This is a genomic window from Pyruvatibacter sp. HU-CL02332, from assembly GCF_040362765.1.
Classification (GTDB): domain Bacteria; phylum Pseudomonadota; class Alphaproteobacteria; order CGMCC-115125; family CGMCC-115125; genus Pyruvatibacter.
Genome location: NZ_BAABWK010000002.1, coordinates 63,725 through 88,977, shown reverse-complemented (window position 1 = coordinate 88,977; position 25,253 = coordinate 63,725). Strand labels below are relative to the sequence as shown.

Genomic DNA, 25,253 nt, shown 5'->3' with positions numbered 1-25,253 from the left:
GGAAGACGCGCGGCGAACCAAATCGGGCCCAAGAGGCATTGCGATTCCACAACCAATTGTGCTTTCCGACCAAATGGCTCGTTACAAACTGCCCCATCGCTCACGCGATCACAGCGCCTATTAATCGGTAACACCCAATTTTGCGCTTGTTATTGCAAGTGACTCGCAATATACAAATCTCCCATTGAAGACATCCGGCGGCATTTTTCCCCGGATAAGTGCCAATATTTATTGCGATTGAGTCTAAGTATTATATGCGGGTAGGCCCGCAGGGGGTAACAGAGTGTCCGAAAATATTTTCCAGACCAACAGGTCCATGCGTCTCGCAACAGTGCTCAAGAGCACAACCGCTCTACATCGCTTTGGCGGAGCTGCACCACTGGCCATGGCAACCCTAGCCATGGCCCTGGGAGCCGCAAACGCTCAGGAATCGGACAGCACACAGGCGCCTACAACGGTCCGCTCCGCCCCCATCAGTGTGACAGCCACGCGCAGCCCGATGAAGGCGTTTGATGTCCCCGGACTGGTAACCGTCAAAGGCGCTAAGGAAATTGCCGACGAAATCCCCGCAAGCCTGGACGATCTGTTTGACGATATTCCCGGCGTTACCAGCTTCGGTGGCCCGCGCCGCACAGGCGAAGTACCCACAATCCGTGGCTTTTCAGGACCGGACGTTATCGTCACGCTTGATGGTGCCCGACAGAATTTCGTATCCGGACATGACGGCCGCGCCTTCATTGATCCAGCGTTTTTGGGTGAAGCTGAAGTCGTGCGGGGATCAAGCTCCGCCCTGTATGGGTCAGGTGGCACAGGTGGCATCATTGCTCTGCGCACTCTCACCGCTGATGATTTTCTTAAAGATGACCAGACAATTGGCGGTCGCGTTGGCCTCTCCTATCGATCAGGCAATGACGAATTTGCACAGCGCATCGTAGGCGCCTGGCGTCCCAGCGACATGACGGATGTCACCGCCGGCATCGTCCGCCGCCGCTCCTACGATGTCCGTCTTGGCAATGACGTTAAACTGGACTCCGAAGACGATATTCTGTCCGGCTTTGTTCGCGGTGAGTTCAGGGAAAACGAAAGCTCCGGCGTCCGCTTGGGCTGGAACCGTTTCCGCAACGACGCCCGCGAGCCCAACAACGGGCAAGCGGCCGCTGGCACGCTTGCTGACAAGAACATCGATTCAGAAACCATATCTGGCGGCTTCTTCTTCAATCCGCCCACCAATCCTGTTCTTGATGCAGAAGTCACCGTCTATCGGACAACCAGCAGCGTTGACGAGAAGAACCTCACCGGCACCCAGGCCAATCAGTTGCAGGAGCGCAAACTCACTACATTTGGCTTCAACGCCGACAACACCAGTAACTTCGCACTGGCCGACGACATCGACCTGTCCCTTACTGTTGGTCTCGATTTCTACACGGAAGATGCTGAAGGTGCTCTCAACGGCGGCGTTCGCGGCGGCGTGGTGACTGGCGACCAGCAATTCTACGGGATTTTTGCCCAGTCCGCGTTCAGCTTCTATGACCTTCTTGGGCTTGAGGGATCTGAGCTCACCGTCACACCAGGCTTCCGCTATGACAACTTTGATAGTGCAGATAGCGCCGGTAACAAGACCGAAGACAACCAGCTCTCCCCTAAAGTCAGTGTGAGGTTTGCCCCAACTGAATGGGGTTTTGTCTACGGCTCCTATGCAGAAGCATTCCGTGCACCGCGGCTGGACGAACTGTTCCCGACAGGAACTCACTTCCCGGTTTTCACCGCAACGAATGCCATCGTCGGCTTTAACACCTTTATTACGAACACAACGCTCAAGCCACAGTCCACGGATACGTGGGAAGGCGGTCTTGGGGTCGAGTTCGAAAATGTGTTTGGTGAAGGCGATGTCCTGCAGGCCAAGGGCGGGTACTACTCCATCAAGGGAGAGAACTTCCTCACCACCCAGGTGACGCAAACCGCGGACACGACAAACCCGCAGTTCTTCCCAGCGCCAATTCTGGTTCCAGGGTTCACGTGCCGGGCATTCGTCTCAATCACCGTGGACCCCAACGGCTGTGGCGGCACCACGCAGATTGTGAATGTCGCAAGCGCGGAGCTAGACGGCTTTGAGCTTGAGACCAGCTACGACTCTTCGCGCATTCGCGTGACGCTGGCAGGCAGCACCATGGACACCAAGAACAAGGCGACCGGTGACCCCATCGGCGTTGAACAGCCCGACCAGCTCACAGCAGACCTTCGCCTGAAACTTCCAGAAATCGACAGCTTCATCGGCTGGCAGGCAACTGTCGCTGACAAGCATGATGGCGGGACTGTGACGGCAAATGACCGCAAATCCTATCAGGTGCATGAGGTCTATGGCCGCTGGCGGGCAGAAGAAGGTGTCCTTTCCGGCTTCAGCATCGGCGTCACTGCCGAAAACCTCTTTGACGAAGAATACCAGCGCGTCTCCTCCGAGACGCTCGAAGAAGGCCGCAGTGTCCTCGTTGATGTCAGCTATCGCCTTGCCTGGTAACCACCCAACACGATCTCAGCGATCACTCTTCAGGAGAACCAAAATGACGGACAACTCAGTTTCTGATCTCCATGCTCGCGTTGCCAAGCTTAGGGAGAAATCACCCAAGCTGCGGGCCCGCGACGTTGCTACCGAGCTTGGCATCTCAGAAGCTGAGCTGGTCTGTTCAGGTCTTGGCAAAACGGCCACGCGCCTCGCTGGACCATGGTCGGAAGTCATCACTGCGTTTGGTGACCTAGGCGAAGTTATGGCCCTCACCCGCAACGAAGGCGTGGTGCACGAGAAAGTCGGCGAATACGCCAACATGGACTTTGGCGCCCATGGCGGCATCGTCCTCAACCACGATATCGACCTGCGCCTCTTCCTTGGTCGCTGGCACTTTGGCTTTGCCGTGGATGAAGACACACGCTCAGGTCCACGCCGCAGCCTTCAGTTCTTCGATCTCGACGGCTCGGCTGTGCACAAGGTCTACATGCGCTCGGAAAGCAATGACGAGGCATATGATGCTCTCGTCAAACGTTTCACACACGAAGACCAGTCCGCCCTAATTGAAACGGGACCTGTTCCCGTTGCTCCGGCGGATAAGCCGGACAGTGAAATCGACCATGAGTGCCTGCTGCAGGAATGGACTCACCTCAAGGACACCCACGACTTCTTCCCGCTCCTGCGCAAATACAAAGTGGGACGCCAGCAGGCACTCAGACTGGCTGAAGGTCGATTTGCTCAGCAGGCCCCGCTAGACGCTGTTCAGCGCGTACTAAACACAGCCGCAGAACGCGGCGCGCCGATTATGGCTTTTGTCGGCAACAAAGGCTGCATCCAGATTCACACCGGCCCTGTTGTTCGCATTGAGCCGATGGGGCCGTGGATCAACGTACTGGACGACGGCTTCAATCTGCATTTGCGCACAGACCTTGTCGCCAGCGCTTGGGTCGTTCGCAAACCAACTGTCGATGGCGATGTTACGTCAGTAGAAATCTACGACGCCAATGGCGACATGATGGTGCAGTTCTTCGGAGAGCGTAAACCTGGCCAGACAGAACGTGACGACTGGCGTCAGTTGATAACCGACGGTGTGCTTGGTCAGGGAGTTGCTGCCTGATGGCCAAACTTGCAGGCGATAAAACCAGCTTGCTCCTTGCAGCAGCGCTCATTTTTGGGGGAGGCGCAGCGCTTCTGGCTGGGACGTCACCGGATGCCCGGGCAGAAGCGCTGCAAGCTTCGGAGAGAATTGTCTCTGTCGGTGGAGCCGTAACAGAAACCCTCTTTGCTCTTGGGCTGGGCAGCAAGGTGCTCGCGGCCGATACCACCAGCATGTATCCGGCCGAAGCACAGGCATTGCCAAAAGTAGGCTATCTGCGCCAGCTATCAGCCGAAGGTGTGCTGGGCATGCGCCCCGACCTCATTCTATTGGGCGAAGGGGCTGGTCCGGCGGCCGCTGTTGAGCAGATCAAAAGCGCTGATCTGACTGTTGTCGAAGTGGGCACACCATGGACACCAGATGGAGTGAGCAACCTCATTGAAACCGTCGGCGCAGCCGCGGGCAATGCAAGCAATGCACGCGAATTCGCAGCAACCGTAACCGCACAGTTCAATGAACTAGCAGACGCCGTTCCTACGACGGGCAAGCCCTCGGTCCTCCTCGTCCTCAATGCCGGTGCAGGCCCTCTTCTTGGTGCAGGCACTAATACGGCCGCGGAAGCGGTTATCACCTTGGCTGGCGGGCGCCTCGCCCTGCCCACTCTGGACGGCTACAAGCCGCTATCACTTGAGCCGGTGCTTGCCGCGGATCCGGACTTCATCCTGATCCCCAGTCACGTGGTCATGGCTCTGGGTGGCCCCGAAGCCCTTGCTGAGATTGACGTGATCTCTAAAACCACAGCCGGACGTGAAGGTCACATCATTGTTGCCGACAGCCTGTATCTACTCGGCTTTGGTCCTCGCACACCGCAAGCCATTGCTGATCTGGCGGATATCTTTCATCCCGATGCAGATATTCCCCTCGCCGGGCGCGAACAGGCGCCATCTGGTCGCTTGACCCTCACAGGAATCTGAACGTGACCCATGCTGTGCCCCTCGTTGCGCCCGCGAAAGCAAATGCGCTTAAAGACGCATTGTTTCTGCCCCTGCTGGCATTTCTGGCCATCACAGGAGCTGTTGCGGGCCTCACATCCGGCTCTGCAGACCTGTCTCTTGCAACTTTGACATCAGAACTATGGGGTGCCCTCACCGGTGCGCGCACTGAGGATCCAGTTGCCCGCACCATTACTCTGGACGTCCGAGGTCCCCGTGTCGTTCTCGGCATAGCCGTCGGCGCAACCCTGGCGGTTGCCGGAGCCGTTCTTCAGGCCCTGTTTCGCAACCCGCTTGCAGAGCCATCCATCATTGGCGTCTCAGCCGGCGCAGGCGCGGCCGCCGTTGCAACCATTGCTCTTGGCGGCATGGTGTCTTTCGTCGGTGTTGGCCTACTCTACATTTTGCCGGTCACCGCATTTCTTGGCGGTCTTGTCGCCACTTTGGCCGTCATGGCCATTGCCCGTATTGGCGGACAAACACCTGTGCTGACCATGCTGCTGGCAGGAATCGCTGTCACGGCCATCGGCAGCGCTCTCATGGGCCTGATGATGTTCATCAGCAATGACGAGCAATTGCGTGCCATCAATTTCTGGATGCTGGGCAGTCTCGGAAGCGCCACATGGGCGGCCATCATCCCTGCCCTCATTCTCATGGGCCTGATGCTGGCAGCCGTCCCCATGCTGACCCGCAATCTCAATCTCATCTTACTGGGCGAGCGAGAAGCTGCCTCTCTGGGCCTCTCCGTCGATCGGTTCAAGAACATGGCCGTTGTTCTGGTGGCAGCAGGTGTGGGCGCAGCCGTTGCTGTCAGCGGCATGATTGGATTTGTGGGTATTGTGGTCCCACATCTGTTGCGCCTGGTGATCGGGCCGGACCATCGCATTCTCCTGCCCTCATCGGTCCTAGGTGGTGCGGCACTGCTATTGTGGGCTGATGTTGCTGCACGTAACCTCGCACCGCCCGCCGAACTTCCCATTGGCATTCTGACAGCTCTCCTGGGTGCTCCCTTCTTCCTCTGGCTTCTGCGGCGGGCAGGACGGGATGGCGCAGCATGGTAGCTCTTGTTGCAGACCAACTGTCCGTCAGCCTGTCAGGGCGTCCGGTCCTTCAGGACATTTCACTACGCATATTGCCCGGTGAAGTCCTCGTCATTGTCGGTCCCAATGGCGCAGGAAAATCAACCTTGTTGCGTGTTCTCAGTGGTGAGATGGACCCTGAGCACGGCACTGCATCCATCAATGGAATACCTATCAAAGAGATGTCGGCTGCAGCACTTGCACGCCACCGTTCATTGATGCCGCAGCATGCCTCCCTCACCTTCCCGTTCAAAGTCCGGGACGTTGTTGCCATGGGTCGTGATCCCTTCAGGGACGAAGCAGACCACGATGCAGACAATGCCGCCATTACATGGGGCATGAACGCAACCGACGTCACAGCCCTGACAGACCGTCCCTACACGCGATTGTCCGGCGGTGAGCAGCAGCGCGTCCAGCTAGCCCGTGTCCTCACGCAAAGCTGGCGGCAAGCCGGTAGCGTGACGCCGCGATACCTGCTGCTCGATGAACCAACGGCAAGTCTCGATCTCGCACACCAGCACGCAACGCTCCATCTCGCCAAGGAACTGGCCGGCGAAGGAGCAGGTGTCGTCGCTGTGGTACACGACCTCAATCTTGCGGCCCTCTATGCGGACCGTGTGGCTGTGCTTTCCCAAGGCAGCCTGGCCGCCCTAGGGACACCTGACAACGTGTTGATGCCCGACCTCATCGAAGAGGTCTTCGGCCTCCAGGTCAGGCGCGTCTTTGATGCGGACAGCAACCGTCATCTGATTTTGCCGACCGGCCACAGCCCGGCCCGAGCAACAACCTCCAGCGTCGCAGCTCAATAGAAACCGGACAGCACCCATGGATGAGACAGTTACATCAGCCACTGCATTGCCTGAAGGTCATGCAACCGTCGAGGCAGCAGCGTTGCTTCCGACCATCAGCCCTCAGGGTATTGAGCAGCCAACGACAGCCATAGTCGATTTCCTGACTGTTGGAGGTCCGGTGCTGTGGCTACTGGCGATCCTGTCGGTTGTGATGATGGCGCTCGTCCTTGCCAAACTCGTTCAGTTTTCAATTGCCCGCATGGGAAGCCATGCGCGTGGTGGTGGGCTTGGCATCATCAAGACGGCCACACAGAACGCGATTGAAACCCATGATGCAGACCGCAGTTTTGCCGAGGACGCTGGACGCCGCGCCGCCCGAACGATCATGCGCCCGCTCGAAGGTGGGCTTGGCACTCTTGGCATGATCGCAATGCTTAGCCCTCTGATTGGACTTCTGGGAACCGTCATTGGCATGATCGGCGCCTTTCAAGCTCTGGAAAATGCCGCCAGCACCGTTGATCCCAGCCTGCTGTCCGGTGGCATCTGGATAGCCTTGCTCACTACCGCAGCCGGCCTCGTTGTCGCCATTCCAGCCACGCTGGCTCACGGTTGGTTTGAAGGTCGCCTGACGCGCTTTGCTGATGAAGCGGAATGCCTGATCGGGGAATCTCTGGCCCAAGCTGCCCCCGTCAGAAACCCGTTGCGCATGGCGGCTGAGTAACCGACACCATGAGCAGTGAGGCAATCACTCTTAGCAAAGGCCGCGCGCGCGTCGTCCTGAGCCTGACACCGCTCATCGACGTGGTTTTCATCCTGCTCGTGTTCTTCATGCTTGTGTCTCAGTTTGCCACCTGGAGGGAGGTGGAAATGCGTCCCCAAGCATCCCTTGATGAGCAAACCACCGATCTTGCCCCACTGGTCATCACGGTAGATGCAAACAACACCGTGACAATCAATGGACGCCCAGTTGCGGACGCGCCGGACGCAGCCTCTGAAGCCGCCAGGACCTTGTCAGAGGGACAGACGGTTATTTTGCGTCCACTCGAAGGCACGGCGATCCAGCCTGTCATCAGCCTTCTGGAAGCGTTGACGCACGAAGACATAACAAATGTTCGCATCGACAAGCAGGGACCAAACCAATGAGGTCATTGCGCAGCTCTCATACGCGGCACGGCCCAGACAGCACCCTGCCCCTCATCAACATCGTGTTGCTTCTTGTGCTGGCTTTCATGATTGCAGGCGCCGTCGACACGCCCCTGCCGGAAGGATTTGAACCGCTCCAGTCCACTAGAGCTGAACCGCAAACCCAGTCTGCAGCCCCTACAACAATTGCAGTTACTCGGGCCGGTGACGTTGTTCTGTCTGGGAATCAACTCGGCGAAAGTGATCTTCAAGCCCTCCTGGCCTCAACGGCCACGCAAAACAAGAAGCTCGCGATTAAAGCCGACAGCCGTGCGATGGCGTCCACCGTCATCGAGCTTCTAAATGCCGCTGATGCCGCTGGCGTAAAGCACGCGGTGGTCATGACCATTGAGACAGAGCGGTGACAGCTCCTTCGGCGCAGGCCGCTCACATACCAAGGCTCGGCAAGTTATGGCTATGGACCCTCATCGTTGCACTAGTCAGCCACTTGGCGGCCGCTGCTTACATCTTTGCCATACAGCCCACGGCATCATCCGGCGGCGGCGGGAAAATCATCGGCACCATGAGCATTGCTCTTGGCGGCGCACCTGCAGCCCAGCCGGAGCCGGCAGAGACCGAAGAAATCGTTGCTGAAGAGGCAGAGGCTCCAACGACAAAGCCCCTGACCACAGACGCTATCGCCCCAGCACCAGCAAAACCCAAACGACAAGAAAAAGCACCCAAACCAAGAACCCCGCCTCGACTGCCAATAGCCACACCGCCAAGAGCTGACGCTCGACCGGATGCCACACCTAGGGATCAAACCACACAGCCAGATACCCGCAGCTCAGATGCGGCGCCAGCAACCGCGGCAAGCAACGCTACCCCAACTCTTGGAGAAGGCGCTGTGGCAGCAATGCCAGGCATCGGTGGGTCTATCGACACGCACACCCAGAGCTACGACGCGTATCTGGCAGTGGTCAGAGCCCGCATAGAAGCTGAGAGGACCTATCCTGCCTCAGCACGCAGATCCGGGCACCAGGGCACCACTTCCATAGAGTTGACGATTGGCTCAAATGGAAGCCTGACAAGCGCCCGGGTCACAAGAAGTTCCGGACACTTTGCGCTGGACAGGGCAGCAAAACGGATGGTGCAAAAGGCAGCGCCCTTCCCTGCGCCACCACAGACCACTTTCCAGGTCACAGTACCGATTGCCTTTGCGCTCCGATAAGCACAGCACAAAAGACCAACAGTTCATCTAAGGGGAATGGCGGAGAGGAAGGGATTCGAACCCTCGATACGCTTTTGACGTATACTCCCTTAGCAGGGGAGCGCCTTCGACCACTCGGCCACCTCTCCACCGCCGGGGATACGCGGGAAATCTTACGATTTCAACCATGAATTACGGTTTTCCAACGCCGTTTTCACACAATCGGCGCAAGTGGCCATTTTCGGCCCCATACACATCAGGTGCATACTCCCAAAACCGCCAGCGTCGGCGGTGATTCTGAGCACACGCCAGGGGGAGATGCATATGTTCAAGGAATTCAGGGATTTCATTGCGCGCGGCAATGTCATTGATCTTGCGGTCGGTATCGTGATCGGCAGCGCTTTCACTGCCATCGTCAAATCACTGGTCAACGACGTCGTCATGCCGCCCATCGGGCTCATTTTGGCGGGTGTGGACTTCTCGTCGCTCTTTGTGTCGCTCGACGGCAAATCCTACGAGTCCCTGGCATCGGCAACCGAAGCCGGCGCCGCCACGCTGAACTACGGCCTGTTCATCAACGCCGTGATCTCATTCCTTATCGTGGCCTGGGTGGTGTTCCTAATCGTGCGTTCCATCAACAAGATGAAGAAAGCCGAAGAGGAAGCACCGAAGGAAGATCCCGCACCACCACGCGAAGAGGTTCTGCTTGAGGAAATCAGAGACCTCCTCAAGACGCAGCGCAGCTAGCCATCACACCTAGCGGCCTGTCGGGCGGATCAAACCTTCCTGCGTAACCGAGGCGACCAGCACGCCATCCTGCGTGAAGATGTTGCCTCGGTTAAAGCCGCGTGCGAACGACGCAGATGGGGCGTCCTGCGCATAGAGCAGCCATTCATCGGCCTTGAAGGACCGGTGAAACCACATCGCGTGATCAAGCGACGCTGACTGCACCTTCCCATCCATCCAGCTGACACCGTGCGGCATAATGCAGGTGTCCAGAAGCGTCATGTCCGACATGTAGGCAAGCACGCACTGGTGCTGCGCCACGTCATCCCCGATGGGCGACACAGCCCGGAACCAGACGTGGCTCACAGGTTCACGTTTCTCCGCATCAAAATAGCTGGGCGGCTCCACAAAGCGCTGCTCAATCGGCCGAGGGCGCAAAAACCGATCCCGCATGGATTTTGGCACGCGATCCACAACCGCCGCCCGCATGTCCAGCTCAGACGGCAAATCATCCGGACCCGGCACATCCGGCATCGGGAATTGATGATCAAAGCCCTCTTCAAAGGCATGGAAGGATGCAGCCATATTGAAGATCTGCTTGCCGTGTTGAATGGCAATCACCCGCCGCGTGGTGAAGCTACGTCCGTCCCGCGAGCGATCAACCTCATAGACGATGGGAACCTTGGGATCGCCGGGCCGAATGAAATAGGCATGAAGCGAGTGGCAGTGCCGGTCGTCTTCCACGGTGCGCTGGGCCGCCATCAGGGCCTGGCCGATAACCTGACCACCAAAGACCCGCTGCCAGGAATCCGCCGGACTTTCACCGCGGAACAGGTTGACCTCGATGGGCTCGAGATCAAGCAGGCTCAAAAGGTTTTCGACTTGATCCGGCATGGCATCCTCGCAATGGGCATTAAACGCAACAACGCAGGCGAGCACAAAATGCGCAGCGCCTGCGGAGCGAAAAGTCATGCCTTATGGGATGGCAAATCGTCAACAGGCGCAAATCCGCCTGCTGCCATGCTGTAAAAGATGGCTGAAATCGCGCCCTTAGGCGTGCGAGGCCATCCATTCGCGGGCCTGACGCTGGGCCTCGGCAATTTCCGCCGCAGACATCATGTCAGACAATTCCTTGCGCTGATCCTTGGCCTCTGAGGAGCCGCGAAGCGCCGCCAGATTGAACCACTTATGCGCTGTCACGAGATCAGGCTCCACGCCTTTTCCCACTGAGAAAATCAGCCCCAGATTATAAAGCGCTCCGCTAGTGCCCTTCTCGGCTGCCAGTTCAAACCGCTTCAGATCGTCAAGTTCCACACGAGCCATGAATTCCTCCTGCCATCGCTCTTAAACCTGCAAAGCCAGATATCCAGTTCTTGGACCCAAGCCAGCGATGCCCCCCGGCATCACGCGCACGACTTTGCGTACGCTTGCAGATCAAATCTGGCGTGCTCGTCTAAACAATGAGTTAAACGATTCAAATGCGATGAAAGAGTCGGTTCTTTTTGAGACTCAGGGGCGACTCAAAAGTCACACCCTGAGATCTCAACCGCAGAACTGCGCGTTTTCCAGCGACGTTCCGGCCTGCTGTCCAGGCGTGGAAATACAGGGAAAATCAGGTCAGGACTGTGCAGGAGGCACATTCATTCCCTTTTCAACTGCAGGTCGGGCAGCATTCGCTGCCAACCAGCGGCTACAGTTAGCCCCCTCGCCAACGATGTCGGCCTTGGCTTTGCTGATGATATCGAAGCCAACAGAAACCCAGGGGTAAATGGCCATATCCGCAATGGAATAGTCGCCTGCCACAAACTCGTTGTCCGCCAGCTGCTTGTCCAAAATACCGATAAGCCGCGCACTTTCGCTGAGATAGCGGTCAATGGCGTAAGGAATTTGCTCTGGCGCAGAATTCACGAAGTGGCTCGCCTGCCCCATCATCGGCCCAATGCCGCCCATCTGCCACATAAGCCATTCAAGCGCCTTTGCCCGCTTTGGACCTGAGGCCGGCAAAAACTGTCCGGTCTTTTCGGCCAAATAGATGAGAATGGCACCGGATTCAAAAACCGAGACTGGCCCGCCGTCACCCTTTTGATCGACAATCGCTGGAATGCGATTGTTCGGACTAATCTTGAGAAAGTCCGGCGCAAATTGTTCGTCATTACTGATGTCCACCGGATGCGTTGTGTACTCCAGACCGGTCTCTTCCAGCATGATGGAAACCTTGCGGCCATTGGGCGTTGTCCAGGTGTAAAAATCGATCATCGTGTCTCTCCCCGATATCTGTCGGCCTTTATAAAAAAGCCCCGCTGCTTTGTGCAGCGAGGCTCATATGGTTGCTGGGCGCACAGACTCAATGAGTCTTTATCAGCACCTCAATAAACTGATGGTGATGCACATCACCTTCGATGTTGGGGATGACCTTGTAGCGCCCCGGTTTGATGGCAAAACCAACCGCATCCTGACTATCATCAAACGTGGCAAGCTCCGCACCGCCAGCATCAAACAGCACAAAACCATAGTCGCCACCAATAACAGCAAATATCTCGCCGGGGGCATCAAGTGTCGTGACCGGGGCCTTGATCAATGGCCGAGGGCGTTCATGGTCATCATGCAGAGCCTTGATCTTTTCAATACCCGCCAGAGCAGGCCCACTGATGAACAGGGCCGCCATCACCAACAGTGCCAACTTGCGCATTGTCTACTCCCAAACAAAACCGCCGGATCAACCGGCCCTCTTGTCACAAGAGTAGCAGGTCATACCCGGCGGTCATATTTTTTGTGCAGAAGAAGGAGCCAGCCGTTAAAGGCCGAGCTTCTCCGCCAGAATCTTGTTTACAGCTGCTGGGTTTGCCTTTCCCTGGCTGGCCTTCATGACCTGACCGACAAACCAGCCCGCAAGCTTCGGTTTCTCTTTGACTTCAGCTACTTTGTCCGGGTTCTGAGCAATCACTTCATCAACAATGGCTTCAATGGCCCCTGTATCCGTGACCTGCTTGAGACCTTTTTCTTCAACAATCTTGCCCGGCGCATCGCCCGTCTCGAGCATGATTTCAAACACATCCTTGGCAATACGCCCGGAGATCGTGTCATCGGAAATCAGATCAATGAGTTCACCAAGGTCATCAGCACTGATGGGCGAGTCTTCAATCTCCACGCCCAGCTTGTTGAGCGACCCAAAGAACTCACCAGTTACCCAATTGGCAACCAGACGTGCCTCACGCCCTTCAGCCACCTTCTCGAAGAAGTCCGAAGACGCCTTGTCACCGGCAAGGACGCCAGCGTCGTAAGGCTTCAGCCCAAACTGCTCAACAAAGCGGGCCTTCTTCTGATCCGGCATCTCCGGCAACGTTGCGCGGATGCCATCAATGAACTCATCTGTCAGCACCAGCGGCAAAAGATCGGGATCAGGGAAGTAGCGATAGTCATGTGCTTCTTCCTTGGAGCGCATGGAGCGGGTCTCACCGGAACGCGGGTCAAACAGCCGCGTTTCCTGCAGCACTTCGCCGCCGTCCTCTATGAGGTCAATCTGACGACCGACTTCATAGTCAACTGCCTGCCCTACAAACCGGAACGAGTTCACGTTCTTGATTTCGGCACGAGTACCAAGCGGCTCGCCGGGGCGGCGGACAGATACGTTGATGTCGCCACGCATGGAGCCCTGCTCCATATTGCCGTCGCACGTTCCCAGATAGCGCACGATGGTCCGCAGCTTCTTCAAGAAGGCCTGCGCCTCTTCGGCAGAACGCATGTCCGGCTTGGAGACAATTTCCATCAGGGCAACACCTGACCGGTTCAGGTCAACGAAAGACAAAGCAGGGTCCTGATCGTGAATGCTCTTGCCTGCGTCCTGCTCCAGATGCAGACGCTCAATCCCAACAGTCCGCTGGATGCCTTCAGCAAGATCGAGGATGACCTCGCCCTCACCAACAATTGGCAGCTCGAACTGTGAAATCTGGTAGCCCTGCGGCAGGTCCGGATAGAAGTAGTTCTTTCGCGCAAAGACAGAGCGCTTGTTGATTTCAGACCCAAGCCCCAGTCCCGTACGAACGGCCTGCTCCACGCAATACTCATTGAGTACCGGCAACATGCCCGGCATCGCCGCGTCCACGAGGCTCACCTGACTGTTGGGCTCAGCCCCAAACTCGGTCGCAGCTCCTGAGAACAGTTTAGAGTTTGACGCCACCTGCGCATGGCACTCGATGCCAATGATGACTTCCCAGGAGCCCGTTGCTCCTTCGACCAGCTTTGCTTCTGCTTCCGCCATTACGACCTCCACCACGGGCTGGGCTTGCCTGTAAAGCCCGCAGCCTGCTCAAGGGCGTAGCCGCCGCGCAGGACTGTTTCTTCATCAAATGCCTTGCCAATGAGCTGCAAGCCCAAAGGCAAACCGCTCGCCGACATGCCCGATGGCACAGATATGCCTGGCAACCCGGCAAGGCTGGCTGGGACCGTGAACACATCATTAAGATACATGCTCAACGGATCATCCGTCTTGGTGCCAATGCCAAAGGCCGGCTCCGGCGCCGTCGGTGTCAGGATTAGATCCACGTCTGAGAACGCTTCAGCAAAGTCCTGAGCAATCAGGGTCCGGACTTTCTGTGCCTGCAGATAATACGCATCGTAATAGCCAGCAGACAGCACATAGGTACCGATCAGAATGCGGCGCTTCACTTCCGCGCCGAAACCTTCAGCGCGGGTGTTCTCATACATGCCGGTAATGTCGTCACCCGGCACACGCAAGCCATAGCGAACGCCATCATACCGAGCCAGGTTTGACGATGCTTCCGCTGGCGCCACGATGTAGTAAGTCGGCAACGCGTATTTGGTGCGCTTAAGGCTGACAGTCTTCACCTCAGCACCCTGCGCCTTCAGCCATTCAATACCCTGCTGCCAGAGGTCTTCAATTTCCTTCGGCATGCCGTCGATGCGGTATTCATCCGGCACACCGACTGTCAGGCCTTTCACGCCTCCCTCAAGAGCCGCTTCATAGTCCGGCACCGGCGTATCAATGCTGGTGGAATCTTTGGGGTCATGCCCCGCCATCGCACCCAGCATGATGGCCGCATCCCGCACGGTCCGCGTCATCGGGCCTGCCTGATCCAGCGAAGAGGCAAACGCAATGGTGCCCCAGCGTGAGCAGCGTCCATAGGTTGGCTTCATGCCGACTGTGCCGGTCAATGCGGCTGGCTGACGGATCGATCCACCTGTATCCGTGCCGGTTGCGCCGGCACACAGGTTTGCGGCAACAGCCGCTGCAGACCCACCAGACGACCCACCAGGCACAAGACCAGCATCAGCACCATCAAGCGTCCAGGGATTGCGCACAGGCCCGTAGTAGGACGTCTCGTTTGACGAGCCCATGGCGAACTCGTCAAGATTGGTCTTGCCAAGCAGGACGGCGCCCTGCCCCCAGAGATTGGCGGTCACCGTGCTCTCATAGGGCGGGGTAAATCCATCGAGGATATGGCTGGCCGCAGTCGTAAGAACCCCTTCTGTGCAGAAAAGATCTTTGATGGCCAGCGGCACACCTTCAAGAGCACCAACCTCACCGGCCTTGCGACGGGCGTCAGATTCCTTGGCCATCTCAACGGCCTTGCCGGGCAACACCGTGATGAATGCATTCAGCGCCTTGGCGGCATCAATTGCTTCAAGGTAGGCGCTCGTCAGTTCTTCGGACGAACACTCTCCCTTGGCCAGCGCGTCACGCGCACCGGCAATATCAAGATCAGTGAGCTGGCTCATTCCACCACCTTAGGCACGGTAAAGTGCCCCTCACGTGCGTCAGGAGCATTGTGCAGCACAGCCGCTTCCTTCTGGCCGTCTGTAATGGCATCGGTCCGCAGGGGAGCTGTGATATCGGCAACGGACGTCATGGGCATGACCCCATCCGTATCCACTTCGCTGAGCTGCTCCACCCAATCCAGTATCTGGTTCAACTCACCCACCAGCGGGGGTACTTCTTCGTCCGTAATGGCAATCCGCGAGAGCATCGCGATCTTGCGGACGGTAGCCGCATCGACTGACATAAAACTTGGTTTCCAACTGCTTGTGATCCGGCCAATGCCACCCGAAAAAGGACGGCACACCGACTCACCTCAAGGGGTCCTGCAAAGGAGTAAGAGTGGCGCGGAACATAGCCGTAACGTACAAGACGCTTCAACCTTAAGCCGCAGCTGACTTTCTGACCTGAAAAGTGCCCCATTCCGTGATCACAGAAGATGCCGTCGAGTTTGCCGCAGCCCTGCCCCCCATAGGCGGCCTGTTGGGCCTTGATCTGGGCACCAAAACCATAGGCGTTGCCACAAGTGACCCGGATCGGCGGATCGCGTCCCCGGTAAAAACGCTCAAACGCGGCAAATTTACAGTTGGCCTGGCAGAACTTCGCGAACTCATCAACGAACGCCAGACTTCAGGCCTGGTCATGGGCCTTCCCATCAATATGGACGGCACGTCCGGTCCCCGTGCCCAGTCGAGCCGTACTTTCGGTAGAAATCTCTCAAGGGAGCTCGACCTGCCGGTTCTCCTCTGGGATGAACGCCTGTCTACAGCCGCGGTGGAAAGGGAGCTCATCAGTATCGACACCTCCCGCCGCCGCCGCGCTGAAGTCATCGACGCAATGGCTGCCAACTTCATTCTGCAAGGTGCCCTGGACCGGCTGCAGGGAATTTAAGTTGCGGCCCTGAGCGCGAAGACCGCCTGTGCGCGGGCGGCCAGTTTTCCATCCGGCCTCATGAAATCGATCTCCACATGCAAGAGACTTGAGGACTTGTTCGTGACGTTCCCGGTCAGGGTAAGCGGCCCTTTTGCAGTTGGACGATAATAATCCACATGCAGGCTGGCCGTCCGCATTACTTCCTCATCGCCAAGAACGGTCATCGCGGCAAACGTGGCCACCTGATCGGCCAGCACGCCGTAGTACCCGCCAAACAAGAATCCCTCGGCATTGAGAAAATCAGGCTCCAGCGCCCACACCTTGCGCACATGGCCGGGTTCCCAATGTTCCAAGCCGCCAAGCGAGAGCTTCTGGACCAGAAGAGGCAGATCGACGTCCCCGGACGTCAGGTAGGAAAGACGATCCCGCCAATGGGTGTCTGACGCATCGCTGGCATGACTCGTAGTCGGCATGGATTTCACCTATGACTGAAACTCAAGATGATCCAACATCGCCCCGAAAAGAGGGCCGAATTTAGGCTGCAGGCATCAATCGCCAACAGCTTCCAATAAAGGCCTCGGTGCGCCCATGATTGAAACCATTTACGCCCTCATCCCGGTCTTCCTGGTCATTGCGCTGGGTGCCTACGTCAAGCGCATCGGGTTTCCCGGCGAGGAATTCTGGGTACCGCTGGACAGGGTCACCTATTTCATTCTTTTCCCCGCCTTGCTTGTCCATTCCCTCGTGTCTGCGGACTTCTCCAACATTCCCGTGCCCAACATGGCCGCCGCATTGTTTGCGGGCCTGTTCACGATGTCCCTTATCCTGATTGCCCTGCGCCCCGTCATCTCAGGACCTATGGGCCAAAGTGGTCCGGCCTTCACCAGCATCTTTCAGGGCGCGACCCGCTGGAACAGCTTCGTCGGCCTTGCTGCAAGCTTTGCTCTTTTTGGCACCGAAGGCCTGGCGCTCGCAGCAGTCGGCATTGGCGTGCTCGTGCCCACCGTCAATGTGCTGTGTGTGTTCATTCTCATGCGCTATGCGGGCGATGATCCCGCAAGCTTCCGCCTTCTGGGCAAATTGCTCATCCGCAACCCGCTAGTCATTGCCTGTGCGGTCGGCATCTTTCTCAACGCGTCCGGCATCGGCCTTTGGGCCCCCCTGCTGAGCGGTGTTGATATTCTGGGGCGCGCGGCCCTGGCACTCGGGCTGCTGGCTGTCGGAGCGGGCCTCGATCTGTCTCAGCTATCCGCTCAACGTGTCCCCATCGCCTTCACAACCACCCTGCGCCTGATCGCAATGCCCCTGCTTATGGCTGGCTGGTGCTGGGTTTTTGGTGTGGATGGGGTGGCCCGTATGGTGGCCATCCTGTGCGGCGCTGTACCCGGCGCCACTGCATCCTATGTCCTGGCACGCCAGCTGGGCGGCGATGCACCGCTCATGGCCAGCCTCATTACTGCGTCCACGCTTGCCGCCATGGTAACTATGCCAGCAATGATCTGGTTGCTTGGCTGAAACACCTCAGAGCGATACTTGCAGTATCTCTCCGCAATATCTATAAACTCCGCTTTCGATGAACGCGCTCCCAGATCGAAACCAAGACCGCCCCGAGGCGACCTTTCCCCACCGTCATTTGCTGGGGATACAGGGCCTATCTTTTCAAGACATAAACACGCTTCTTGACCTGGCCGACGAGTATGTCGAGCAGAACCGTCAGGTCGACAAAAAGTCTTCGAGCCTGCGCGGTCGCACGCAAATCAATCTCTTCTTTGAGGCCTCGACCCGCACACAGAGTTCGTTTGAACTGGCCGGCAAGCGACTGGGCGCCGACGTCATGAACATGTCGGTCTCGACTTCCGCCATCAAAAAGGGCGAGTCACTGATCGATACGGCCATGACACTCAATGCCATGCGCCCTGATCTGCTGGTGGTGCGCCACCCGGACTCCGGTGCCGTGGCGCTGCTGTCTCAAAAGGTCGGCTGCGGCGTCGTGAATGCCGGTGACGGCACCCATGAACACCCGACCCAAGCGCTGCTCGATGCCCTGACCATCCGCCGACGACTTGGCCGCATCGAAGGTCTTCGCATCGCCATATGCGGCGACATACTTCACAGCCGCGTAGCCCGCTCCAACATTCATCTGCTGACGGCACTTGGTGCCAGCGTCCGGGTGATCGGACCGCCGACCCTCATGCCCGGCGGCATCGAGGCGCTGGGCGCAACCGCCTTCACATCCATGCGCGAAGGTCTTGAAGGGTGTGATGTGGTCATGATGCTCCGCATTCAAATGGAACGCATGACCGGATCTTTCATTCCCTCCACACGCGAATATTTCAGGCTCTACGGCCTCGACTACGAAAAACTCGCTTACGCCAAACCGGAGGCGCTGGTGATGCACCCCGGACCAATGAACCGCGGCGTGGAAATCGACAGTCTTGTTGCAGACGACGTAGACCGCAGTCTCATTCGTGAGCAGGTGGAAATGGGTGTCGCCGTTCGCATGGCCGTGCTCGACGCCCTCTCACGCCATTTGCCAAACCAGTAGTCCACAAAAACTCGGACCCGAAGCACCATATGTCCACTGCCTACATAAACGCGCGCCTGGTCGACCCAGCCTCCGGCCTTGATACCAAGGGTGCGGTGCTGGTTGAGAATGGGCACATTCTGGATTTCGGCAGCCACCTCTTCGCACAGGGGGCTCCGGCCGGCGTTGAGACAATTGATTGCGGTGGACATGTCCTGGCTCCCGGCCTCATCGACATGCGCGTCTTTACGGGTGAACCCGGCGAAGAGCATCGTGAGACGCTGGCAACAGCAAGCGGCGCCGCCGCGGCAGGTGGCGTCACAACCATGGTGGTGATGCCCAACACAAACCCTGTGGTGGATGATGCCGCCATCGTCGACTTTGTAATGCGCCGGGCCCGCGACACAGCCAGTGTCAACATCGAGATCATGGCCGCCCTGACCAAAGGTCTTGAAGGCTCGGAGATGACCGAGTTCGGCCTCCTCAAGGATGCCGGCGCCATTGCCTATACCGATGGCATCCGCCCGGTCATGGATGCGCAGCTGCTCAGACGCGCCCTCACCTATTCCAAACTGTTTGACGGTCTCATCGTTCAGCACGCCGAAGACCCATCCCTTGCCGCATCCGGCGTCATGAATGAAGGCGAGCTATCCACCCGACTTGGTCTTGCAAGCATCCCGGCAGAAGCTGAAACCATCATTGTGGAACGCGACCTGCGCCTCGTGGCACTGACCGGCGGGCGCTACCATGTGAGCCAGGTATCATGTGCTGAAACTGTCGATGTCATCCGCCAGGCCAAGGCAGAAGGCTTGCCTGTCACATGCGGTGTGAGTGCGGACCATCTGTCACTGAACGAAACAGACATTGGCGAGTATCGAACCTTCTTCAAACTCTCACCGCCGCTGCGCGACGAGAGCGATCGACAGGCGCTCCTTGCCGGTTTGATCGACGGCACCATTGATGTCGTTGTGTCAGGCCACAATCCGCAAGACACGGACGCCAAGCGTCGCCCGTTTGCCGAGGCTGCCTATGGCGCTGTAGGTCTTGAGACACTTCTGCCGGTTCTGCTGGAACGGGTACACAACGACGAGATTTCGCTGACGGATGCGCTGGCAACAATCACATCAAAGCCGGCAGACATCCTCGGGTTGCCATCAGGGCATCTGAAATCCGGCGCGGCTGCTGATATGGTATTGATCGATCTGGGCAAGCCCTGGGTTGTCGAGGCAGATGCGCTGAGATCAAAATCCAAGAACACTGCCCATGAAGATCGTCGCTTTCAGGGACGTGCGATGCGCACCATTGTTGCTGGCAAGAGCGTGTTCGAGGCTTAAACAAAAGAGCATGCACCCATCGCATGCCAAGGGAACCGTCTGATGCTTATTGATCCAATCTCCATAGAGTACTCAGCCCCCTACTACGCCATGGCGCTGGCCTTCGGTTATCTCCTCGGGTCCATTCCCTTCGGGCTGGTTTTCACCCGCATGGCCGGCCTCGGAGATATCCGGTCTGTTGGCTCGGGCAACATCGGCGCAACAAACGTTCTGCGCACCGGCAATCGCTGGGTGGCTGCAGCAACGCTTATTGCAGATGGTGCAAAGGGCGCAGTCGCTGTGCTCATCGCCCGCTACGTCGCAGGCGACACAATGGCGGTTCTGGCAGGTACTGCTGCCTTTGTAGGGCACATCTTCCCCGTCTGGCTTGGCTTCAAAGGGGGCAAAGGCGTTGCAACGTTCCTCGGCCTTACCCTCGCCCTCAGCTTCCCCATCGGGCTGGCAGCCTGCGCCACCTGGCTGGTCACAGCCGCTGTGACACGCATCTCTTCATTGTCCGCCCTGGTGGCGGCCGCATTGGCACCCGCATATTTCTGGTATGCGGACCATTGGCTGATCATCCCGTTCGCCGTCTTCTATGCCGTGCTGATTTTCATCCGACACAAGGACAACATCCAACGCATCCTTGCCGGAGAAGAGCCGCGTATCGGCGCCAAGAAGAAGACTGCAGAAGAGGCGTAACGCAACCATGAGCATCGGGGCACCTTGGCAAACGCCGCAGAGCACCCCCGAGCTCGTTGACTGGCTACGTTTAATCCGTTCACAGAATATTGGGCCGCATACGTTTTGGGGCCTGTTGTCCAAATATGGCAGCGCTGCAGAGGCACTCCGGGCCCTTCCCGAACTTGCCCGTCGCGGACGTCGGCGAACGGTAAAGCTCGCCACTGAGAGCGATGCCGCCCGTGAGCTGGAGCAAATTGACAAGTACGGTGCAAAGCCTGTCGCTATCGGCCAGTCCGGCTACCCACCCTTGTTGGCACAAGTTGAATCGCCCCCACCCTTTTTGACAGTCATGGGCGATGCGTCGATTGCATCCGCAAGAACAATTGGCATTGTCGGAGCGCGCAACGCATCTGCATCCGGCCGAAAGATGGCAGACCTCATGGCTCAGGGCCTTGGGCGGCATGGCGTGACCATCTCATCGGGTCTTGCCCGTGGGGTCGATACCTATGCGCATAAGGCCAGCCTCGAGACCGGGACCGTCGCGGTCACAGCCGGTGGCATCAATCGCATCTATCCAAAGGAAAACACCGACCTCTATCACCATATCGCGGAACTTGGCGCTGTGGTGTCCGAAATGCCGTTTGATGCAGAGCCCATAGCGCGGTTCTTTCCCCGTCGAAACCGGCTGATCTCAGGCATGTCTGCGGGGGTGGTTGTCATAGAAGCCGCGGCAAGATCTGGATCGCTGATCACCGCCCGCTTTGCCTTGGAACAAGGCCGCGAGGTCTTTGCTGTCCCTGGCTCGCCACTGGATCAGCGTGCACAGGGGACCAATGGGCTGCTGCGCAACGGCGCAACGCTTGTTCAAACCCCTGAGGATGTTCTGGAAGGCATAGAATCCCAGTTCAACGATCCAGCGGGTATGACGTTTCCATTTGCCTCGGCCACTTCGCACTCAGTGGAAGCAGCACCCGCATATGAAAGCAATGAACCCGAAAACAATCCTCAGGCCGTTACCGAAGCAATTTTGGAATTGCTGAGTCCAACGCCAATCCAGATCGACGATCTGGCACGGCTCAGCGGCATCCACATCGCGGCCGTCTCGGCTGCTGTTCTGGAGTTGGAGATAGGTGGACAGGCCACCCGTCATCCCGGAGGTGGCGTGTCAGCTGAATGACAGAAAGTCAGACTTAGCGGGCAGCCCGCTTCGCACGTGGGCTGGGTGCTGATTTGCCTTTTGAGTTTTTGCCTTCAGCAACACGGGACGCTTCGCTCCCTGCCATTTCCAGCAAATAGGCCAGGAACGTCAAATCCGTCTGACGCGCAGCAGAACTAAGACCAATCAACATATCAAACACATATGCTGCAGTTTGCTGCTGGTCGTCTCCGACACTGATTTCTGAGTTATCGTTCAAGGCTTCACCCGTTCTTTTTCTTAACCTTAATGGCTGTCTTCAGCCATCCACCCCCAGACCGTAGCCTACATATCCCACTACAACCTAGGGGTATAAGTAAGGCGGTCATACGACGTATGACAACACACGTTTAGCGTGCAATCAACGATACATTTCATTTTAATGACAGTTGCCAACGAACCTGCACCTATTTGGTGTCGAATTACCTAATTTAAAAACCAATCCCGGCGCCCATTTGACACCTCGCCACTTCCAACACCATGTTGTCGCGACGAATCGGAGCCCACTTTTTGAATAACGGTAGGGTCTCCCTCCCCAATACCGGCGCATCTGCGCCGACCCGAGTTTGAGGTTTGCGTGGTCAATAACGTCGTAATCGTAGAATCCCCGGCCAAGGCCAAGACCATCAACAAGTACCTGGGCAAGGACTTCACAGTCCTGGCTTCATACGGTCATGTGCGTGATCTACCGCCGAAAGACGGGTCCGTGGACCCGGAGCACGACTTCGATATGAAGTGGGAGGTCTCTCCCAGCTCAAAAAAGCAGATACGAGCCATCGAGACTGCCGTCAAAGGCGCCGACAAGCTGATTCTGGCGACTGACCCCGACCGCGAAGGCGAAGCTATCTCCTGGCATGTGCTTGATATGCTCAAGCAGAAGAAAGTGCTCAAGGACATGCCGGTGGAGCGCGTTGTCTTCAACGCCGTTACCAAGAAGTCGATCCTTGAAGCCATGGAAAATGGCCGCGAGCTCGATAATGACCTGGTCGAGGCTTACAAAGCCCGCCGTGCACTGGACTACCTGGTGGGCTTCAACCTGTCGCCGGTCCTGTGGCGCAAGCTGCCCGGCTCCCGATCTGCTGGCCGGGTACAATCCGTGGCACTACGTCTGATCGTGTCCCGCGAGATGGAAATCGATCAGTTTAAGCCGCAGGAATACTGGTCAATCGCCGCAGATATGACGAATGAAAGCGGTGAAGCGTTCAACGCGCGCCTGACCAACTTCAACGGCAAGAAGCTCGACAAATTCGATCTGGCCAACGAAACGCTGGCCCGCGAGGCCGAAGCCGCGGTCAAGAACTCACTTCTTACTGTTGCCTCTGTGGAAGCCAAGCCCGCCAAGCGGAATCCGCCGGCTCCCTTCACCACATCCACACTGCAACAAGAAGCGTCACGCAAACTCGGCTTCAACGCCTCGCGAACGATGCAGGTCGCCCAACGCCTTTACGAGGGTGAAGACATCGGTGGCGAGACGGTTGGTCTCATTACCTATATGCGAACCGATGGTGTGCAGATGACGCCAGAGGCCATTGACGATGCTCGCAATGCCATCACGGCTCAGTTTGGTGCCAACTACCTGCCCGACAGCCCGCGCATCTATCGCACCAAGGCAAAGAATGCGCAGGAAGCACACGAAGCAATCCGCCCAACGGACCTGTCGCGGACGCCCCAGGACATCCGCACATTCGTCAGTGACGAGCAGCTCAAGCTTTATGAGTTGATCTGGAAGCGCGCCATCGCCAGTCAGATGGAAAGCGCTGCCTTCCAGCGCACAACCGTGGAAATGACAAATGAAGACGGCTCCGTTGGCATGCGCGCCAATGGCTCGGTCCTCACCTTTGATGGCTTCCTGACCCTTTATCAGGAAGGCGTGGATGATTCAGAAGGCGACGAGGATGGCAACCGTCTGCCCAAATTGTCCGAAGGCGAAAAACCAAAGACGGTAGCCGTCAATGCCGACCAGCACTTTACCGAGCCCCCACCCCGCTTCACCGAAGCGTCTTTGGTGCGCCGGATGGAAGAACTCGGCATCGGTCGCCCATCAACATATGCGTCAACTCTCAGCACACTGAGGGATCGTGAATACGTGCACATGGACCGCAACCGGTTCATGCCTGAAGACAAGGGCCGCGTTGTTACAGCGTTCCTTGAAAAATTCTTCAATCGCTACGTCCAGTATGACTTTACGGCCGGCCTCGAAGAGCAGCTCGATTCAATCTCAGCCGGCGAGATGGATTGGCGCGACGTCCTGAAGGATTTCTGGCGAGATTTCATTGCCGCCGTGGACGACACGAAAGAGCTGCGCATCACCGAAGTGCTCGACACACTGAATGACGTGCTCGGCCATCACGTGTTCCCTGACAAGGGTGACGGCTCGGACCCTCGCCTCTGCCCAACCTGTGGTGCCGGCCAGCTGTCAATCAAGACCGGCCGGTTCGGTGCCTTCATCGGCTGTTCCAACTATCCCGAATGCAAGTTCACGCGGCCCATGGCCGGCGACAGCGCACAGGATGCAGCCGGGGGCGACAAGGAACTCGGCACTGACCCCGAAACCGGACTTGCAGTCACACTAAAGAGCGGCCGATTTGGTCCCTACATCCAGCTGGGTGAGAAAACCGAAGAGAATGAAAAGCCCAAGCGCTCGGGCATTCCCAAGGGCATGGACAAGGGCGACGTGGATTTCGACTATGCACTCAAGCTGCTGTCCCTGCCGCGCGACGTCGGCTTGCATCCTGAGTCCGGCAAGATGATTACTGCCGGTCTGGGCCGCTACGGCCCGTTTGTGCTGCACGACGGCAAATACGCCAATCTGGATAGCATCGAAGAAGTTTTCGACGTCGGCATCAACCGCGCCGTAGATGCGATTGCGCAGAAAGCCCAGCGTGGAGGTGGCCGCAATCAGGCAAAAGTCCTCAAGGATTTGGGCAAGCACCCTGATGATGACGGTCCCGTGCAGGTTCTCGATGGCCGCTATGGCGCTTACATCAAGCACGCCAAGATCAACGCCACGCTGCCCAAGAGCATCGACCTTGATGATCTGACACTTGAGCGTGCCGTCGAGCTTGTGGCTGAAAAAGCTGCCAAGTCCGGCAAGAAGAAACCCAAGGCAAAGTCGAAGGCAAAGACAAAAGCCAAGAGCAAGGCGAAAACCAAAACGAAGGCGAAGGCGAAGGCGAAGGCGAAGTCAAAAACCAAAGCCAAGGCGAAAACAAAGGCTAAAGCTAAAACCAAAGCCAAGGCCAAATCCGCGTCACCAAAGGCTGATGAAACAGCCGATACGTCGTCAGACGATTCCTAAGTGGCCAAAAAACCCAATAGCCCTCGCCCTCGGAAAAAACCTGCAAAACGCGGCAAAGCCAAAGCTGCGTCTGCCAA

At 57.6% G+C, this 25,253-nt stretch carries 26 protein-coding genes and 1 tRNA gene; 17 read left to right on the top strand and 10 right to left on the bottom strand.

Features of this window, described 5'->3' with window-relative positions; translation table 11 throughout:
* Window positions 1-283 precede the first annotated feature (283 nt).
* The 9 genes from ABXH05_RS11045 to ABXH05_RS11005 are packed head-to-tail and all read left to right on the top strand — an operon-like array spanning window position 284 to window position 8,811.
* Window positions 284-2,515: a TonB-dependent receptor domain-containing protein gene (locus tag ABXH05_RS11045; RefSeq protein WP_353561063.1), complete on the top strand. Its 2,232-nt coding sequence runs from the start codon at window positions 284-286 to the stop codon at window positions 2,513-2,515.
* Between the two features lie 43 nt (window positions 2,516-2,558).
* Window positions 2,559-3,617: a hemin-degrading factor gene (locus ABXH05_RS11040; protein ID WP_353561062.1), complete on the top strand. Its 1,059-nt coding sequence runs from the start codon at window positions 2,559-2,561 to the stop codon at window positions 3,615-3,617.
* Complete coding sequence (locus tag ABXH05_RS11035; protein WP_353561061.1) at window positions 3,617-4,570, top strand: heme/hemin ABC transporter substrate-binding protein; 954 nt, start codon at window positions 3,617-3,619, stop codon at window positions 4,568-4,570. Before ABXH05_RS11040 ends, ABXH05_RS11035 begins: the two co-directional genes overlap by 1 nt.
* Before the next feature lie 2 nt (window positions 4,571-4,572).
* Entirely contained in the window at window positions 4,573-5,649 is a 1,077-nt protein-coding gene (locus ABXH05_RS11030) for a FecCD family ABC transporter permease (protein ID WP_353561060.1), read from the top strand.
* Window positions 5,643-6,476, top strand: a complete 834-nt coding sequence (locus ABXH05_RS11025) for a heme ABC transporter ATP-binding protein (protein ID WP_353561059.1) — start codon at window positions 5,643-5,645, stop codon at window positions 6,474-6,476. Before ABXH05_RS11030 ends, ABXH05_RS11025 begins: the two co-directional genes overlap by 7 nt.
* 16 nt (window positions 6,477-6,492) lie before the next feature.
* Window positions 6,493-7,179, top strand: coding sequence for a MotA/TolQ/ExbB proton channel family protein (locus ABXH05_RS11020; RefSeq protein WP_353561058.1), 687 nt, complete (start codon window positions 6,493-6,495; stop codon window positions 7,177-7,179).
* Window positions 7,180-7,187: 8 nt separating this feature from the next.
* Window positions 7,188-7,601 (top strand): ExbD/TolR family protein, encoded by a 414-nt coding sequence (locus ABXH05_RS11015; protein ID WP_353561057.1) that lies wholly within the window; start codon window positions 7,188-7,190, stop codon window positions 7,599-7,601.
* Window positions 7,598-8,005: an ExbD/TolR family protein gene (locus tag ABXH05_RS11010; RefSeq protein WP_353561056.1), complete on the top strand. Its 408-nt coding sequence runs from the start codon at window positions 7,598-7,600 to the stop codon at window positions 8,003-8,005. The genes ABXH05_RS11015 and ABXH05_RS11010 overlap by 4 nt, the downstream gene beginning before the upstream one ends.
* Complete coding sequence (locus tag ABXH05_RS11005; RefSeq protein WP_353561055.1) at window positions 8,002-8,811, top strand: TonB family protein; 810 nt, start codon at window positions 8,002-8,004, stop codon at window positions 8,809-8,811. Before ABXH05_RS11010 ends, ABXH05_RS11005 begins: the two co-directional genes overlap by 4 nt.
* Window positions 8,812-8,848: 37 nt before the next feature.
* Here ABXH05_RS11005 and ABXH05_RS11000 read toward each other — a convergent pair.
* Window positions 8,849-8,939 (bottom strand) — tRNA-Ser (locus ABXH05_RS11000).
* 175 nt (window positions 8,940-9,114) lie between these two features.
* Between ABXH05_RS11000 and mscL the strand changes: the two genes are divergently transcribed.
* Window positions 9,115-9,537, top strand: coding sequence for a large conductance mechanosensitive channel protein MscL (gene mscL, locus ABXH05_RS10995; RefSeq protein ID WP_353561054.1), 423 nt, complete (start codon window positions 9,115-9,117; stop codon window positions 9,535-9,537).
* Between the two features lie 9 nt (window positions 9,538-9,546).
* Here the strand turns inward: mscL and tesB are convergent, their stop codons facing one another.
* From tesB to gatC, 7 genes are all read right to left on the bottom strand, one after another.
* Complete coding sequence (tesB, locus tag ABXH05_RS10990; RefSeq protein ID WP_353562380.1) at window positions 9,547-10,410, bottom strand: acyl-CoA thioesterase II; 864 nt, start codon at window positions 10,408-10,410, stop codon at window positions 9,547-9,549.
* A 156-nt stretch (window positions 10,411-10,566) separates the two neighbouring features.
* On the bottom strand, window positions 10,567-10,839 hold the full coding sequence (locus ABXH05_RS10985; RefSeq protein WP_348140922.1) for an SEL1-like repeat protein: 273 nt from the start codon (window positions 10,837-10,839) through the stop codon (window positions 10,567-10,569).
* Window positions 10,840-11,133: 294 nt separating this feature from the next.
* On the bottom strand, window positions 11,134-11,772 hold the full coding sequence (locus ABXH05_RS10980; RefSeq protein ID WP_353561053.1) for a glutathione S-transferase N-terminal domain-containing protein: 639 nt from the start codon (window positions 11,770-11,772) through the stop codon (window positions 11,134-11,136).
* Window positions 11,773-11,860: 88 nt separating this feature from the next.
* The gene (locus tag ABXH05_RS10975; RefSeq protein WP_353561052.1) at window positions 11,861-12,205 is read right to left on the bottom strand and encodes a hypothetical protein; all 345 of its coding nucleotides are present in this window, start codon (window positions 12,203-12,205) and stop codon (window positions 11,861-11,863) included.
* A 105-nt stretch (window positions 12,206-12,310) separates the two neighbouring features.
* Window positions 12,311-13,774, bottom strand: coding sequence for an Asp-tRNA(Asn)/Glu-tRNA(Gln) amidotransferase subunit GatB (gene gatB, locus ABXH05_RS10970; RefSeq protein ID WP_348140928.1), 1,464 nt, complete (start codon window positions 13,772-13,774; stop codon window positions 12,311-12,313).
* On the bottom strand, window positions 13,774-15,252 hold the full coding sequence (gatA, locus tag ABXH05_RS10965; RefSeq protein ID WP_353561051.1) for an Asp-tRNA(Asn)/Glu-tRNA(Gln) amidotransferase subunit GatA: 1,479 nt from the start codon (window positions 15,250-15,252) through the stop codon (window positions 13,774-13,776). Before gatA ends, gatB begins: the two co-directional genes overlap by 1 nt.
* Complete coding sequence (gene gatC / locus ABXH05_RS10960) at window positions 15,249-15,536, bottom strand: Asp-tRNA(Asn)/Glu-tRNA(Gln) amidotransferase subunit GatC (protein ID WP_348140932.1); 288 nt, start codon at window positions 15,534-15,536, stop codon at window positions 15,249-15,251. The genes gatA and gatC overlap by 4 nt, the downstream gene beginning before the upstream one ends.
* A 179-nt stretch (window positions 15,537-15,715) precedes the next feature.
* On the opposite strand from gatC, the gene ruvX reads away from it, so the two are divergent.
* Entirely contained in the window at window positions 15,716-16,180 is a 465-nt protein-coding gene (ruvX, locus tag ABXH05_RS10955) for a Holliday junction resolvase RuvX (protein ID WP_353561050.1), read from the top strand.
* On the opposite strand, the gene ABXH05_RS10950 is transcribed toward ruvX, so the two are convergent.
* Entirely contained in the window at window positions 16,177-16,635 is a 459-nt protein-coding gene (locus ABXH05_RS10950; protein WP_353561049.1) for a PaaI family thioesterase, read from the bottom strand. The genes ruvX and ABXH05_RS10950 overlap by 4 nt on opposite strands.
* 115 nt (window positions 16,636-16,750) lie before the next feature.
* Between ABXH05_RS10950 and ABXH05_RS10945 the strand changes: the two genes are divergently transcribed.
* From ABXH05_RS10945 to dprA, 5 genes are read left to right on the top strand one after another with little or no spacing between them, the layout of a single operon-like run.
* Entirely contained in the window at window positions 16,751-17,677 is a 927-nt protein-coding gene (locus tag ABXH05_RS10945) for an AEC family transporter (protein ID WP_353561048.1), read from the top strand.
* Window positions 17,678-17,735: 58 nt separating this feature from the next.
* Entirely contained in the window at window positions 17,736-18,707 is a 972-nt protein-coding gene (locus ABXH05_RS10940; RefSeq protein ID WP_353561047.1) for an aspartate carbamoyltransferase catalytic subunit, read from the top strand.
* A 29-nt stretch (window positions 18,708-18,736) separates the two neighbouring features.
* Window positions 18,737-20,020: a dihydroorotase gene (pyrC, locus tag ABXH05_RS10935; RefSeq protein ID WP_353561046.1), complete on the top strand. Its 1,284-nt coding sequence runs from the start codon at window positions 18,737-18,739 to the stop codon at window positions 20,018-20,020.
* A gap of 42 nt (window positions 20,021-20,062) precedes the next feature.
* Window positions 20,063-20,701, top strand: coding sequence for a glycerol-3-phosphate 1-O-acyltransferase PlsY (gene plsY, locus ABXH05_RS10930; RefSeq protein WP_353561045.1), 639 nt, complete (start codon window positions 20,063-20,065; stop codon window positions 20,699-20,701).
* Window positions 20,702-20,708: 7 nt separating this feature from the next.
* Window positions 20,709-21,860: a DNA-processing protein DprA gene (dprA, locus tag ABXH05_RS10925; RefSeq protein ID WP_353561044.1), complete on the top strand. Its 1,152-nt coding sequence runs from the start codon at window positions 20,709-20,711 to the stop codon at window positions 21,858-21,860.
* A 13-nt stretch (window positions 21,861-21,873) separates the two neighbouring features.
* Here dprA and ABXH05_RS10920 read toward each other — a convergent pair whose 3' ends face one another.
* Entirely contained in the window at window positions 21,874-22,098 is a 225-nt protein-coding gene (locus tag ABXH05_RS10920; protein WP_348140949.1) for a hypothetical protein, read from the bottom strand.
* 357 nt (window positions 22,099-22,455) lie between these two features.
* On the opposite strand from ABXH05_RS10920, the gene topA reads away from it, so the two are divergent.
* Window positions 22,456-25,176 carry a type I DNA topoisomerase gene (gene topA / locus ABXH05_RS10915; protein WP_353561043.1) on the top strand — a complete coding sequence of 907 codons (2,721 nt, stop codon included), beginning with the start codon at window positions 22,456-22,458 and terminating at the stop codon, window positions 25,174-25,176.
* Window positions 25,177-25,253: the final 77 nt, after the last annotated feature.